The following is a 14,765-nucleotide window of genomic DNA, read 5'->3' as shown; positions in this document are numbered from 1 at the left end:
GCTAGTTGGTCAGCGTGCTCCATTGCGACGCCATGTGCTCGGCGCCGCGCTGCGACAACGCAAATATCGTGAACGTCGGATTCGAGGCGCCCGCGGTCGGGAAAATGCTCGGTCCCGCGATCCAGAGATTCGGGATTTCATGGCTTTGGCCAAAACTGTTGACCACGGAGTTGTCGGCCCGCGTCCCCATGATGGTGCCGCCCATCAGATGACTGGTCGGGATCGCGCCCCGCGCCGACCACGCCTCCCTGGCGCCGGACGCCTTGGCCACTTTCAATCCCTCTTCGAGGTTGGCGTTCCAAAGCGCGACCGCGTCCTCGTCGTAGCTGTGGAACAGCTTTCCAAGCGGCATGCCGAATTCGTCTTTTTCGCCTGTCAGCTCGACGCGATTTTCCATCCTCGGCTGTTCCTCGCCGAAGGTCTTGATTCCCGCCAGATGGCGCGCCGCCTGCTTCATGTAATCGGCGAGTTCGGGCCCGAACAGATCGGCGCGGGAAACCGCCAGATCGGTGGTCTTCAACGCGAAACCGGCGGTGATGAAGGAGCTTCCGAACGCGCCGGGATGGCTGGTCTTGGGGTAATGCTCGTAGGACATGTACTGCACGGCAATCGTGCCCATGTGGTTCTGGGTGTCTTCGTCGAACATGCCCCAGGTCGAGGCGACGTGATGCGACATCATGAACTTGCCGACCAGGCCGCTTGAATTGCCGAGTCCTTTGCTGTGCTTGTCGGTTGCGGAATTGAGCAGCAGCCGCGGATTTTGCGCCGACCAGGCCGCCAGCACGACGACGTTCGCTTCCTGAACCTGCTTGCCGTGCTTGTCGTCGTAATATTCGACGCCGGTGACGCGGGTGCCGGCCGGGTTGGTCAATATACGCGTCACCGTGGAAAGCGCGCGAACTTCGGCGCCGGCGCTGCGCGCATTGCCGAGATAGGTGATTTGCGGATTGGCCAGCGCGCCGATCGGACAGCCGACGTGACACCAGCCGTCATAAAGGCACGCGGGCCGCCCATGATACTCCACCGAATTCATTCCGACCGGCGCCGGCACCATGCGGATGCCGGCCGCGTCAAAACCCTTCAGCCAGATGTCGCCGTTCCTGAACGTCTTCATCGGCGGCATCGGATAGGCCTCGCCGGCCGGCCGCCATTTCTCTTCCGCGCTGGCATCGCCGGAGACGCCGGTGTCGCGCGCGACCTTGTCGTAGAACGGCGCGACGTCTTCGTAGGCGATCGGCCAGTCGTGGGCCCGGTTGTGCTCGCTCTTGACCCTGAAATCGGTCGGCAGCAGACGCGGAAAGTTCGCGAAATAGTGCAAGGCCGCGCCACCGACGCCCCAGCCGCCCTGGGCGGCGTAGGTCATCGGGTTCTTGCCTTCGAGAAGGATGGGTGCGCCGGCAGGCTTGATACGCCGCCCCCAAATCTCGGAACTGATGAGATCCGAGAGCTCCCAGTCCGGACCGGATTCCAGCAGCACGACTTTCTTGCCCGCTTTGGCCAGCACCGATGCATAGACCGAGCCGGACGCGCCGGCGCCAACGATGAGGACGTCGACTTTTTCGTTGCTCATCTCACCACCTCTTCTCGGGTGGAATATGCGGCATATAGGGAATGCCGAGCGCTTCGTAGCCTTCCATCGTTCCGTAGACGACGTCGACCGCGTCGGCGCGCAGCACGGCGTAGACCAGCGCGCCCGGCCGCCCGGTCCAGCCTTCGACCTTGTTCTGGCGCATCAGATCGACGAAGGCGCGCTGATCGGCCGTCGAAAGCAGCACGAAGTCACGCCCGAACATCTTGTTGCTGCCGGCATCGACCGCCACGATCGCGGAGCGATAGAAATCCGCAAACGGCGGACGGAAATTGAAGATGCGCGCCTGCAGCAGCGATTCGGTTGGCGGCACCGAGAGTTGCTGATCGATGAAGTGGGCAATGCCGGCCTCGCGGGCGGAAGGCACCAGCGTCTCGCCGAGCGCTTCCAGGGCTTCGCCTTGATGACCGTCGAGCAGCCGGAACGGAACGCCGCGGGCCCTTGCCTCCTGGGCCGTCATGATGATTTCGACGCCACCGACCGCAAATGCTAGCGCGCCCACGGTCGCGCCTTTCACGAAGCCGCGCCGGCCAATGCCTGCCATCGCCATCTCCTCCCGGAGTGATCTTTTTGTTTTTCGCAAAGGTTGCAAAACCTTCGCGTCAATACTGGACGGCTTCAGCCCGGAGTCAAGCGATCGATGGCGAAACCATCATACCCGGCAGCCCCGCAAAAACAGTTTTGCGCAACGACGCAGCCTTGCTTCGGTCTGCGAACGCGGCGGCAGCGGCTGACCGCCGAAGATCGCAGCGCGTTGCGGTGCCGAAGTCGCCATGCCGAGCAGCATGCCGGCGGCCTCGTCGACATCGTCGAGAGCAATCAGCCCGCGGTTCTGCTGCACCCGCAGCCAGTCCGCCAGCGCAGTGAGCGTGCGCTGGGGGCCGTTCCGGTAAAACGTTGGCGCGATGTCGGGAAACTTGCCGGTCTCCTGCAGCACCATGCGCTGAAGCGCGACGACTTCCGGATCGAGCGCCAGATTGGCGCAAGCCATCAGTGCGGCATAGAGCGCCTCCTCGATATCGGCATGATCGACGGCGCGCAGATTGACGTCGGCGAGAAAGTGATCGAGCCGATCGGCGACCATGGCTTCGAATAGTGCCGCCTTGTTCGGGAGCAGCCGATACAGCGTTTTCGTCGATACCCCGGCGCGGCGCGCGACCGTGTCCATGCTGGTCGCGGCATAGCCGTTGCCGGCGAATTCGTGCCGCGCCGCCTCGAAGATGATCTGGCGCGTCTCGTCGTCGGAGCGGACCTGCGGACGGCCCCGGCAGCGGCGTTCCCCGTTGGTGTCGATCTCAGCCATGCTTTTATATGATGCCTGTCATTCTATTGACAGTCCCAAGGTAAGCTCTATTTTGGAAAATATCAAGTTTCCTAAATCGGACTGCAGGAGCAAGCGCCATGAACCAGCACTCCCCCACTTTCGAGATCGAGCGTCCCGTCCCCGCCGAAAGCGTGGCGCGGGGCTTGCCGGGCCTCCTTGAAAAGGAGGGCGCCGAAGCACCGGTTCCCGCCCCGGCTCACGCAAAAAAGTTCAATTTTCGCAAGCTGTTGATGGCCAGCGCGGCGGCCGCTGTGCTGGCTGGCGCCGCCTGGTACGGCTGGGACTATTGGACGGTCGGGCAGTATCTGGTTTCGACCGACGACGCCTATGTCAAAGCGGACAACACCACCATCGCGCCGAAGGTTTCAGGCTACCTCCACCAGGTGCTGGTCGGTGACAACGAGCACGTCACCGCGGGCCAGATATTGGCACGGATCGACGACCGCGACTTCACGGTCGCGCTCGATCAGGCCAAGGCCGACGTAGCGTCGGCCGATGCCACGATCGCCAGCAAACAGGCCCAGCTCGGCGTTCAACAAGCTGTAATCGACGCCGCCAAGGCGACCATTGAGGTCGACAAAGCGACGTCGACTTTCGCTGCCAGGAGAACAAGCGCTACACGGATCTTGCCAGCACCGGTTACGGCAGCGTGCAAAACGCGCAGCAGGCGCAATCGCGCAACGCCGGTGCCCAGGCCGCGATCGCGCGCGACACCGCCAGCCTTGCCTCTGCGCTGAAACAGGTTGATCTGCTCAAGGCCGAGTTGGTTCAAGCAAAGGCAGCGCTTGCGCACGCGGAGGCGGTGCAGAGCCAGGCCGAACTCAATCTCGGTTACACCACGATCGTCGCGCCGATCGATGGCGTGGTCGGCAACCGCTCGCTGCGCACCGGACAATTCGTGCAGGCCGGCACCCAACTGATGTCGTTGGTCCCCGCCACCGGCGCTTACGTCGTCGCCAACTTCAAGGAGACGCAGCTCACCGACGTCCGTCAGGGTCAGGCGGTCGATATCGCCGTCGACATGTTCCCCGGCCAGACCGTGCATGGCCATGTCGACAGCATTGCTCCCGCCAGCGGACAGGAATTCGCGCTGCTGCCGCCGGACAACGCCACCGGCAATTTCACGAAGGTCGTGCAACGCATCCCGGTGAAGATCGCGCTCGACGGCAGCAATTCGCTGGTCGAGCTGCGGCCGGGCATGTCGGTGATCCCGACCATCGAAACCCAATCGCAAACGCAGAGCCGCCGCGCTGCGGTCGCCGCATCGAAAATATCAGCCACGGTTTCCGGAGTGTCATGCCATGTCAAATCCAGTCCCGTCAGCTTCGATATCACCGCTTCCAACCTCGCCGGCCGGATCTAGTTCGACAGCCGTCGATCGCGCCAGCCTCACCACCTGGATCGCGGTGTTCGCCGCCATGATCGGTTCGTTCATGGCGATCCTGAACATCCAGATCACCAACGCCTCGCTGCTCAACATCGAGGGCGGCATCGGCACCGGGGTCGACAATGGTTCGTGGATCTCGACCTCGTATCTGATCGGCGAGATCGTGGTGATCCCGCTGACCGACTATCTCAGCCGCGTGTTCTCGTTCCGCCGCTACATGCTCGCCAGCGCCGCGCTGTTCGCTCTGTTCTCGGTCGCCTGCGCCTTCACCCACGATCTGCCCTCCATGATTGCGATGCGCGGCCTGCAAGGCTTCGCCGGCGGCGTGCTGATCCCGATGGCGTTCACGCTGGTGCTGACCAAGCTGCCAAAACCACAGCAACCGGTCGGGCTTGCGGTATTCGCGCTGTCCGTCACTTTCGCACCGGCGATCGGTCCCACCATCGGCGGCTATCTCACCGAAAATTACGGCTGGCGAACGATTTTTTTCGTCAACGTGATCCCGACCGCGGTCATGGTGAGCGCGCTCTATCTGACGCTGGAGCGGCAGCCGATGCAGCTCAAACTTCTCAAAGAGGGTGACTGGGCCGGTATCTTCACCATGGCGATCGGTTTGTCGGCGCTGCAGACCGTGCTCGAGGAAGGCAACAAGGACGACTGGTTCGCTTCGCCCTTCATCCAGCGCCTGGCGGTAATCGCGCTGGTCAGCCTGTCGCTGTTCATCTGGATCGAACTTACGACGGCAAAACCGCTGATCCGGCTACGGCTGCTGAAGCAGCGCAATTTCGGCTTCGGCACCATCGCCGTGACGCTGTTGGGCTTCGCGCTGTTCGGGTCGGTCTACATCCTGCCGGCCTATCTCGGCCAGGCGCAGGGTTACAATGCCGAACAGATCGGCGAGGTGCTGGCCTGGACCGGTCTGCCGCAGCTGCTCCTGATTCCGCTGGTGCCGAAGCTGATGCAGCGCTTCGATGCGCGCTACATCGCGTTCACCGGGCTGATGATCTTCGCCTATAGCTGCTTCATGAACACGGCAATGTCGCCCGACTATTCCGGCGATCAGCTCTGGATCCCCAACATTGTGCGCGCGATCGGTCAGGCCATGGTGCTGACCCCGCTGACCTCGGTGACGACAGGCGACACCGCACCGCAGGACGCCGCGGCGGCATCCGGCATCAGCAACATGCTGCGCAATCTCGGCGGCGCGATCGGCACTGCGGTGCTCGCGACCGTGATCACCAGACGCGAGCAGTTTCATTCCAACATCATCGGCCAGTCCGTCACGCTCGGCCGCGAAGAGGTCCGCAACCGGATTGCGCAGACGACCGACTTCTTCATGGCCCACGGCGTACCGGACCCGGCGGCGGCGCGTCAGCAGGCGATCATCGCGCTCGGCAAGGCGGTGAAGCATCAGGCCCTGGTGATGGGTTTTAGCGATACGTTCGCCGTGATCGGCGTGGTTCTGGTGCTGGCCGCGATGGCGGTTACGCTGACGCGCAAGGCAAGAGGAAGCGCCGCCGGAGCGCATTGAGAGGCTCCGGAGGTCCGTCAGATCTCGCTCATTCCACCTTGCGCGACATCAGGCGCACATGCGTTGGTTCGTCGAGTTCCTGCCGCAGCGCCGGCGCGATGTCCTCGACCTTCAATTGGCTGAGCGTGCTCAACGACGTCTGACTGCCGATCGAGCCACCCTTGAAATTCAGCCTGCCCCACTCATTGGGTATCGCGCTCAGAACGGTACGCGTGCCGTCGTTGTTGATATCGGCCGACACTGTCGCAGTGTCGATAACGTTGCTCCGGTTCCAATCGATGCTGCCGCCCGCCGGCACTTCGACGAATGAACCGGCGTTGGTGTCGAAGAAGATCGTCGTCGATTGCACCAGCAGCGGGTCGTGACCCAGACCGTTCGGCTCGCTCAATCGGTTCTCGTCCAGCGAGGGAAGCGCGAACGGCTGGTAGCTGAACACCCGGCGGCCGTTCAGCATGATGCCGATGGTCTGAAAGGAATAGTTCATGACGCTGAGGTGATTGGGTTTGTAATTCACGTCATCGACGCTGCCGTGGTGGAGGCCCAGATCGTGCCCGAGCTCATGGATGAAGGTTCCGATTTTCTGATCGTTGGTACCTCCGGCACCATTATTCCACCTGCCGAGGGTGACAACGAAATCCGAATTGGGAATGTTGAGCGCATTGCCGCTCGATGTTCCCTGGTCGTAGCCGTTGGCCCAAATCATGTAGTGGAAGACCGGTGCCTGCTTGACGTCGAAGCTCCGGGCTTTCACCGCGGCAAAGGCCTGCGCCAACGGAATCAGATCGTCCTGATAGTCGATCTTGTTCCCCGTCATCAGATGGATGGCGATTCCCGGCCGGCCGTCGGGATTTTGAACCGGAGCGGCCGCGAACGCAGCGGTGATTCCGGCCGTGACCACACTGTTGGGACCAAGCCCGTTGGTCGCGGTCGACCGCTCCATATAGTCCATGACGACGAACAGATCCTTGTGCAGGGGACTTGCGCCCAACGCGCGCAGGTCGATGCCGTTCACGCCATGGACCTCCCATCCGTCGGGCAAGCCATCGCCATCGGTGTCGGGATTGTGAGGATCGGTGCCGAGTGCGAGCTCTTCCGCATCGGTCAACCCGTCGCCGTCCGAATCCACATTGGCATCGGCTTTGGCCGCGTCCGATTGCAGCGTCTTGAGCTGGAATCCCTCAGGCAGCGCGAACAGACGCGCGCCCGAACCACCGCCGGGCAGCACGATGGTTCTATTCTCCAACTGACGCGCCGCCGGCTCCGAAATTCCCTGGGCCATCGCCGGGCCGCCGGTCAGAGCCATCAGCGCGAAGTCGGTTGCGAGATATTGCGGGCGGAGATTTCGGAAACAGCGAATGTATCGGCCGTTCTCGTTCACGTGGAAAACAAGAGATGCAAGCATGCTCTTCCTCCCTCGATGGCGCCGCGATCGGGCGGCGGCGACCTTTGGAATATCAACTTGCGCGGGTGCCGACAAGATCCCAACAACCAACGCCTATTATTGGAAGCACCGCAAAGGCTTCCGAGAAATCCGGCGCAGAAGCTGCCCGGGGGCGCCGTTGTGCTTCGAACCGCCGGGTTTTCGCCTATGCTCGGCCGTGCGGATTCGTTTTGTGAGATTTGTCATGACAGCGATTGCCTATCTGGCCGGGCCCGATGTGTTTCTTCCCGACGCGGCCGCGCACGCCGCGAGGAAGGTGGAGATATGCCGGCGATTTGGTTTGCGCGGCCTGCCGCCCCTCAATGAGGACATAGCGACGGCCGCGAAGCACCTGGAGGTCTGGCAAACGATTTATGAAAAGGATCTCGCGATGATGGAGCGATGCGACATCATCATCGCCAACCTCACGCCGTTCGCCGGCGCGTCCGCCGACGCCGGCACCTTGATCGAGGTCGGCTGGTTTCTCGGCAAGGGCAAGCCGATCTTCGGCTATTCGAACTCTCCGGAGAGTTTCGAGTCCCGGATGCGGCGGCAACTTGGCGCGGGGCATGCGGAGTTGGGCATCGAAGGCTTCCATCTGCCGGACAATCTCATGATCGTCGGTGCGGTCCAGAGCGGCGGCTACCCGATCTTCGTTCCCAAAGACGGCAAGGCGCGCGGCATCGATGCGCTGGATCTGTTCGAGGCGTCCGTGGAGGCGGCAGGGCGCGCCGCGCCGAAGCGATAGCGAGGGTCACCGTCAGGCGCGATTGCGGCGTTTCTATCATTGAGAGACTGAACCTTGTTGGTCGCAACGCGTCCCAGATCAAAGCAAGCTGACTACCTAATGAGAAATCGCAAAACCTGCCATAAGGGCCCATACAGTCGGGGAAAGCAGTGCGCCCGCGAATGTCAGTGCAGCGGCCACCGCAGATACGCCGAAGCCTGAACCACTCCCGCCCGCCAACGCCAGCAACATACCGACCGCGCTACAAGCTGCCGCAATAGGGACGAATATCACTCCGAGAGTGAAAATGCCGAGAACCGCGAAGATGCAACCGATCACACCAGGGACAACGCCTTCGTTAGAGTTTCTTCGCTGAGCGAACCGCTGGCGAGACTGTCTTTCAGGCGTCGGGGGACTTAGGATAGCGAGAGGATTGCTCGCCATAGGCCAGCCGACCCCGCAACGAGGACAGAATTTGTTGTCCGAATTTACCTGCAAACCGCATTCGCGGCAAAAGCCCCTAGCCAACCCGCCCCCCAGCGCTACGCGAGCGGGGCATGAAATCATAAGTTGCGTGTGCTGACAATCAGCTCAGCCTGCACCTGTTCCGCCCTAGCCTCGGATGGAGCACACGGTTGGCGCACCTCTTGGCAGGCACCGCATGACGCGGCCCGACCACCAGGGCCTTCGAAACAAAGATGCTCAGGCATCGGCCATCGGCCTCACAGACCTTAGGCCCGCTCCAAGAAGCTACCGTGGACGATCTTCTGACCTACTTTTTGAAAATCGACCATCACCTTAGAGCCTTCGACGCCTAGAACTTCGCCATAGCCAAACCTTTGGTGAAACACCCGATCAGCTTTCTCAAGATCAAGTAGTTCGTCACAGTTGTCAGCAGACCAACCCGGCACACCCCGGAAAGTCTCAATCGCGGCGGCAGGCAACGCGCCGACAACGTCGTCGCGATCAAGGAGCGTCAAGTCACGCGCAGTGGGCAGCTCCATTGGTGCAATCCGGTTAGCGTGACTAACCACCGCGGCTTCAAACAGATTCCGCACGCCCCTTCCGTTACCGAACCCATCGTTACCTTCAACCGTGCCGAGATAGGTCCGAAGGGTAATCGCTGCGTCTGACGAAAGTTCAAAATTGTGAGCCGCTGCCAGTCTTTCGAATATTTGCAGCATCTCGCCCGCTGTATAGTCGTGAAATTCAATTTGTCTCGCAAACCGACTCTGGAGACCGGGATTTGATGCAATGAACTCAGATATTTTATCTGTGTAACCAGCGACAATAACGACCAAACGCGCGCGATGATCCTCCATATCCTTGAGGAGCGTGTCGATGGCTTCCTTTCCAAAATCCAATTCGTATCCGTTTGCTAACGTATAAGCCTCGTCGATGAATAGCACTCCGTCCAAAGCCCGCTCAATGACTTCCTTGGTCTTGAGAGCAGTATGTCCTACGTAGCCTCCAACGAGGCCGCCTATCTATTTCGACGAGGTGCCCTTTGGTCAGCACGCCAAGTTCCTTGTAGAGCTCGGCAATCATGCGAGCGACTGTTGTTTTCCCTGTTCCAGGATTACCAGAGAAAACGAGGTGCATGGAAATTGGAGGCTGCTTTAGACCCCCCGCCTCTCGCAGGCGGCGGACTTTGATGAAGTTCGCCAGAGAAACAACCTCTTTCTTGACCGCCTCCAACCCAATCATGCCCGTCAATTTGGCTATAACACTTTCGGCTTTGCCGTTGAAATTTGCGACCTGCGGAGAAGCCGCTCCCTCGGGCTGAAACTCGCGCATGGTAGACTGAAGCTTCTTGTGGTTCGAAATCACGCTGACCGCAGATTGTAGGACGCTCACCGTCTCATCGTCAGGAACGACAATGGCGTAACCTCCTAAGCGGAGCCTAATGGGCATCCCCGCTAGGTCCGCGACGATGGCTTGAAGATCGTCGACTGAAATTTCTATTTCCTTGCTTAGATACGCTACGAAGCTTCGGAGCAATGGGTAGCAATTGGCACGCGCCTGATCATCGAGCATTGCCAACGAAATTGCTATCATCGATAGGAGAGGCCGCAGATAGCCGCTCCTGAGCGAAGAGACCGTAAAGAGAAGCCGCATTTTGTCGGTCATTCCGAGAAACGGCAGCACCTTCTGATCCGACTGAGAAGCCATCTTCTGAAACTCGACCAGAAGATAATTCAGATTTTTCTTCGCATCTGCGCGGGACAGATCGTACCCCGGGACAGAGCAAAAGACCCATGCCAAAATATTCAACAGAGAATCGTTTGAAGTGGTCCCCGCATCTTGCTCCAGTCCTGGATATAGGACGGAAATCAGCAAAAAGGCCGTGTCGCCACAAACGTCGGAGATGAAGTCATCGCGTATTGGAGGACGTTCCCGAAAATTGCGCTCCAGCCACGAGCGCATGTTTTCATCACTTACTCCGGCGAATGACCATTCATTTGCGAAGGCGGAACAACAATCAAAATCTATCGCGGCCTCATGAACTAACGAGTGGAGCTTCTCTCGGAGGATCGTTATTGACTCTTTGTACGGTGTCACCGATTGCTCACGGCCGTTGCGTATGAACGCGTTTCTTCAATTAGTAGCTCGGATGATTTGCGAAGAATCGTTGGCCGTGTCAATGGCATGATGAGCTGAGAAGGCTCATGCGGGGTTCCGAATCCGACGCCTAAGAGGATCGTCGTTACCGGCCGCCCGACATTTCCACCGCACACAGTCATCCGTACAGATATCGCTGAAACCCGACAAACGTATCGCGAATGATCTGGACGCTGCCAAGCGGCGAGGCCGCATCGTCGATGGTGTGATACTTTCCTCTGCCGGAACGCGGCGGACCACGCTGGAGCGCGGCGATGCCGACCTCTCGAGCGGCTTTGCGCCACGCGACTTCGACCAGATCATCAGGGAAGACAAGGTCAAGGTTTCGAGCGTGCCGATCCCGAACGCGCTTTGGTATCTTGCGCTGAACACGGCGATGCCGCCTTTTGACAACGTCAAACTGCGCCAAGCGCTCGCCTTCGCGATGCCTTACGAGCAGATCCAGAGCAGCGCTTTCTTCGGCCGCGCCGTTCCGATGTATGCCGGTCCCGCAGACGTCTCAAAGCCGGTGTGGCCGCAGCCGTTTCACTATGTCACCGACCTCGACAGAGCGAAAGCGCTCATGAAGGAGGCCGGCTTCGAAACCGGGCTGGAGACGACACTGTCGCTCGACACCGGCACGGCGACGGTCGGCGAGCCCAGGGTCGTGTTTGTTCAGGAGGGCCTCGCCAAGATCGGCATCAACGCGGCGATCAACAAGATTCCAGGCGCCAATTGGCGGACCACGCTGAACAAGAAGGAACTACCGCTGGCGCTAAATCGATTCAGCGGTTGGCTCGACTATCCCGAACACTATTTCTACTGGAATTTCCACGGCAATAACTCGATCTTCAACATCTCGTCCTGCCAGAACAAGGCGATGGACGCGCTGATCGACAAAGCGCGCTTCACGACCGATGCCGCGGAATACGAAAACACCGTGAAGGAATTCATCGCGCTGTGCATCCGCGACGTTCCGGTCATTCCGCTCAACCAGCCGATCCATGACGTCGCCATGCAGAAGAACACCAGCGGCTACGAATTCTGGTTCCACCGGGAGCCGGACTACCGGCAGTTTATCAAGGGGTAGCCGGTGAAGGGAGAAAGCGCTTCTTTGCAAAAGCTTTCCCTGAGCCTGATTTGAAATATCGCTCAAGGCTGCGAGCTCTTGCTTCATCAGCAACCGCCACATACGAGCGAAGAACTATCGGCAGGTACCTGCGCGTGGAAACGACATGCCCTTGTTGATGCGATGCGACTCGACGACGAAGATCGTCGGTCGAACCGACATAGATGTCGCCATTGCTGAGTTCGAGGAAATAAACGTACCACATGCGCCAACAGTCTCCCTACGCTCCTGACGGAGCTTCGGGTGGCCTGCCACCCGAAGCCCGACAGGGCGAAGGGTGGCGGAGAGGGAGGGATTCGAACCCCCGATAGGCTTGCACCTATGCCGCATTTCGAGTGCGGTGCATTCGACCACTCTGCCACCTCTCCAGGCGCCATGGCGGCTGATTCCTCGGCCGCGGTCGGGGCGAGTTCTAGGCGAGGATGGCTGGCCAGACAAGGCACGGAATCAAGATTTCCGAGGGCCCCGGGCGAAGCGAAAAGGAGCCATAAAATGGAGCATTTGAGGTTCAGGCCAACGGCGCGACGTTCCATGTCACGCGGGTCGGCACGGGCAAGCCGCTGCTGTTGCTGCATGGCTGGCCCGAATTCTGGCTGACCTGGGAGCCCGTGATGGCGCGGCTTGCCGACCGCTTCACGCTTCTTGCGCCTGATCTGCGTGGCTTCGGCGACAGCGACAAGCCCGACGGGCCGTTTGGACCCGACCAGCATGCCGCCGACATGCTGGCGCTGATGGACGCGCTCGGCCTGAGGCAGGCCGGTATTATCGGGCACGACGTCGGCGGCGCGCTGATGCAGCCGCTGGCCCGCCAGGCGCCCCACCGCGTCGCCGGATTATTCTTCTTCGATTTCGTCTATCCCGGCATCGGGCCACGGATGGCGGAGCCTGATCGGCTGAATAACATCTGGTACCAGTCGTTCCATCAGATGGAGATGGCGCCCGCCTTGATCGGCGCGACGCGCGAAAACTGCCGCATTTATATCGGGCATTTCTTGCTGCAATGGTCATACCGCAAGCATGCGTTCGACGACGTGCTGGAAGCCTTCACCGATAATTTCCTGAAACCCGGAAACCTCGCCGGCGGCTTTGCACATTACCGTGCGGCCCATGCCGGCCGAATCAGGATGATGAAGGGCGAGGCGCCGATATTGCCACCGATCACGGCGCCGACCTGCATCCGCTGGGCCGAGCACGATCCGCTGTTTCCCTACGCCTGGACCGATCGGCTGAGCGAGACGTTTGCAAATCTCGATCTCGAGATGTTTCCCGGCGTCGGGCATTTTCCACATCGCGAGGATCCCGATCGCGCGAGCGAGGAGATCGCGGCGTATTTTGAGCGCATCGATTGGAAATAGGTGGGACCGCCAGACGCGACAAAACACTGGCGGCCCCGTGCCGCTTCTTTGAAATTCTGGCCGGGAAGTGCGGCTTCGCCGGTCAGCCGGAGCGACAAAATGACGTTAGCAACGCGCGCGGAATCGGCAATGCGATCTCGATCTTAACCTAACCAGTCAAGGTTACCGGGGCTCGCGGGAACAATTTCCCCCGTGTTTTCCCGTGGGATTTGGCAATCGCGCACCGGAGAATCCCGGGATATTCAGTACGCGCTCACGCGCGCTGAAACGACCTGCTGAAAGAAGATTCGCGGCAACGTAACTATTTTAATCCTTCGTCTTCTTTTCCTTGGTCTTCTTGTCGTCCTTGTCCTTGCCGTTTTCTTTTCTGCGGTTGGTATAGCGTGCGTTGCCCAATCCGGTGCCGATGGTCAGCACGCCCCAGCGCTCGACGTCCTGCATGAAGGGCACTTCCGAAAGACCCTGGGCTACGCCGTCATTGTGCATCAGCACCGCAGTGTCGTGATCGCCGATCCGCGGAATCGCTTCCACCAGGCTCGCCGGCAAATTGAACTTGCTGCTCTCCCAATTGCCCGGCAGGTTCTGCGCGCCTTTCGCGATCGATCCGTCCTCGTTGATGACGCCGGGACAGGCGATGCCGATGAACGGCGCGAGTTTCAACCCTTCGGCCTCGGCCGCCGCGATCAGATCCTTCAGCATCTTGACCAGCCGTTTCACCGCGCCCTCGCGCGTCGGCTCATCGTCGGCGTGGCGCCAGAGTTCGGATTTCCACACCGCGGCCTTGGAAAGGTCGGGCGCCTTCTTCCAGCGCGTCTCCAACACGCCGCAGCGGATATTGGTGCCGCCGATATCGACCGCCAGAATGCTGTCATGGGCCTCGAAGATCCAGGACGGCGCCAGATGCAGCGTGCCGATCAGGCCGGCCTCGTCGGGATGAAGGCGGATCGGCACCAGATCGACCTTGAGGTTTTCGTCCTTGAGGATGATCTGGGTGCGCGCGATCGCGAGTTCGCCCAACCGGCTGTCGCGAAACCCGCCGCCGACCACAATGCGCTCGGTCTTGTCCCACGCCTTGGTCTTGAGGAATTTTCGCGTCACATAGGCCAGTTCCTGCGCAAACTCCTCGATCGCGCTGTGCAGGACGGCGGACGCCTCGAGATCGTCACCGACCAGGATGGCGTCGAGCTTCTTCTTGCTGATCTCGTCAGACGGCTCGTCACCGAACGGGTCCTTGTCTGACTCGCGCAGCGGCTTCCGCCATTTGTCGAAAATCGCGCGAAATGCGCCCTTGCTGGCGCGGTCGCCGACAAAGCCTTCGTCGTCTTTCAACTCGATATTGAAGCTGTCCACGTCCACCGAAGGCAACCGGGACCCGCCATGGCGGGCGATGCCCGTGGTCGTTGCGATTTCGTCAGCCATTTTGCCCTTGCCCAGCCGGAATTTGGGGTACAACGGACGGGCAACCCATTGGTTTCATGGGGCGGCGAGTGGCGAATGACGCGTGGCGAATGGCCCTCCCCATTCGCCATTCGCCACTCCCAATTCGCCCTTTTGGCCGCAAATCCCTCATATTTGGCGGTTTTTTGGGCTCCTTTGCCTTGACTCCGGACGCTCAGCGGCTATAAGTCCCCGCAATCCGGCGCGGGATTTTTCTCGCGCTGTTTGTTTTTGCGCAATTTCACGGGATCGCTCCCTGATCGCGC

10 protein-coding genes, 1 tRNA gene and 3 pseudogenes are annotated in these 14,765 nt (G+C 60.4%); 5 read left to right on the top strand and 9 right to left on the bottom strand.

Annotated elements, in window-relative coordinates; all coding sequences use genetic code 11:
• Nucleotide 1: 1 nt before the first annotated feature.
• The 3 genes from NL528_RS02465 to NL528_RS02455 form a co-directional block, all read right to left on the bottom strand.
• A complete protein-coding gene (locus NL528_RS02465; RefSeq protein ID WP_309181150.1) occupies nucleotides 2-1,570 on the bottom strand; it encodes a GMC family oxidoreductase in 1,569 nt (522 codons plus the stop codon).
• Between the two features lies 1 nt (nucleotide 1,571).
• Complete coding sequence (locus NL528_RS02460; RefSeq protein WP_309181149.1) at nucleotides 1,572-2,132, bottom strand: gluconate 2-dehydrogenase subunit 3 family protein; 561 nt, start codon at nucleotides 2,130-2,132, stop codon at nucleotides 1,572-1,574.
• 108 nt (nucleotides 2,133-2,240) lie between these two features.
• On the bottom strand, nucleotides 2,241-2,891 hold the full coding sequence (locus NL528_RS02455; RefSeq protein WP_309181148.1) for a TetR/AcrR family transcriptional regulator: 651 nt from the start codon (nucleotides 2,889-2,891) through the stop codon (nucleotides 2,241-2,243).
• A 98-nt stretch (nucleotides 2,892-2,989) separates the two neighbouring features.
• On the opposite strand from NL528_RS02455, the pseudogene NL528_RS02450 reads away from it, so the two are divergent.
• Nucleotides 2,990-4,275, top strand: a pseudogene (locus NL528_RS02450) (HlyD family secretion protein).
• Nucleotides 4,276-4,330: 55 nt separating this feature from the next.
• Nucleotides 4,331-5,830 (top strand): MDR family MFS transporter, encoded by a 1,500-nt coding sequence (locus tag NL528_RS02445; RefSeq protein ID WP_309185324.1) that lies wholly within the window; start codon nucleotides 4,331-4,333, stop codon nucleotides 5,828-5,830.
• Between the two features lie 28 nt (nucleotides 5,831-5,858).
• On the opposite strand, the gene NL528_RS02440 is transcribed toward NL528_RS02445, so the two are convergent.
• Nucleotides 5,859-7,232 (bottom strand): hypothetical protein, encoded by a 1,374-nt coding sequence (locus NL528_RS02440; RefSeq protein ID WP_309181147.1) that lies wholly within the window; start codon nucleotides 7,230-7,232, stop codon nucleotides 5,859-5,861.
• A 223-nt stretch (nucleotides 7,233-7,455) separates the two neighbouring features.
• Between NL528_RS02440 and NL528_RS02435 the strand changes: the two genes are divergently transcribed.
• The gene (locus tag NL528_RS02435; protein ID WP_309181146.1) at nucleotides 7,456-7,998 is read left to right on the top strand and encodes a nucleoside 2-deoxyribosyltransferase; all 543 of its coding nucleotides are present in this window, start codon (nucleotides 7,456-7,458) and stop codon (nucleotides 7,996-7,998) included.
• A gap of 710 nt (nucleotides 7,999-8,708) precedes the next feature.
• On the opposite strand, the gene NL528_RS02430 is transcribed toward NL528_RS02435, so the two are convergent.
• Nucleotides 8,709-9,395 (bottom strand): AAA family ATPase, encoded by a 687-nt coding sequence (locus NL528_RS02430; RefSeq protein WP_309181145.1) that lies wholly within the window; start codon nucleotides 9,393-9,395, stop codon nucleotides 8,709-8,711.
• A 7-nt stretch (nucleotides 9,396-9,402) separates the two neighbouring features.
• Entirely contained in the window at nucleotides 9,403-10,539 is a 1,137-nt protein-coding gene (locus tag NL528_RS02425) for a hypothetical protein (RefSeq protein WP_309181144.1), read from the bottom strand.
• Nucleotides 10,540-10,816: 277 nt separating this feature from the next.
• Between NL528_RS02425 and NL528_RS02420 the strand changes: the two are divergent.
• Nucleotides 10,817-11,668: pseudogene (locus NL528_RS02420) on the top strand (ABC transporter substrate-binding protein); the annotation flags it as partial.
• On the opposite strand, the gene NL528_RS02415 reads toward NL528_RS02420, so the two are convergent.
• On the bottom strand, nucleotides 11,658-11,912 hold the full coding sequence (locus NL528_RS02415; RefSeq protein ID WP_309181143.1) for a GIY-YIG nuclease family protein: 255 nt from the start codon (nucleotides 11,910-11,912) through the stop codon (nucleotides 11,658-11,660). The pseudogene NL528_RS02420 and the gene NL528_RS02415 overlap by 11 nt on opposite strands.
• Nucleotides 11,913-11,985: 73 nt before the next feature.
• Nucleotides 11,986-12,075, bottom strand: a tRNA-Ser gene (locus NL528_RS02410).
• A 124-nt stretch (nucleotides 12,076-12,199) separates the two neighbouring features.
• Between NL528_RS02410 and NL528_RS02405 the strand changes: the two are divergent.
• A pseudogene (locus tag NL528_RS02405) lies at nucleotides 12,200-13,062 on the top strand (alpha/beta fold hydrolase).
• 306 nt (nucleotides 13,063-13,368) lie between these two features.
• Here the strand turns inward: NL528_RS02405 and NL528_RS02400 are convergent.
• The gene (locus tag NL528_RS02400; RefSeq protein ID WP_309181141.1) at nucleotides 13,369-14,481 is read right to left on the bottom strand and encodes an ROK family protein; all 1,113 of its coding nucleotides are present in this window, start codon (nucleotides 14,479-14,481) and stop codon (nucleotides 13,369-13,371) included.
• Nucleotides 14,482-14,765 lie beyond the last annotated feature (284 nt).

This window comes from Bradyrhizobium sp. Ash2021, from assembly GCF_031202265.1.
Classification (GTDB): domain Bacteria; phylum Pseudomonadota; class Alphaproteobacteria; order Rhizobiales; family Xanthobacteraceae; genus Bradyrhizobium.
Note: the sequence above shows the minus strand (reverse complement) of the source record. Positions and strands in the feature narration are given on the sequence as shown.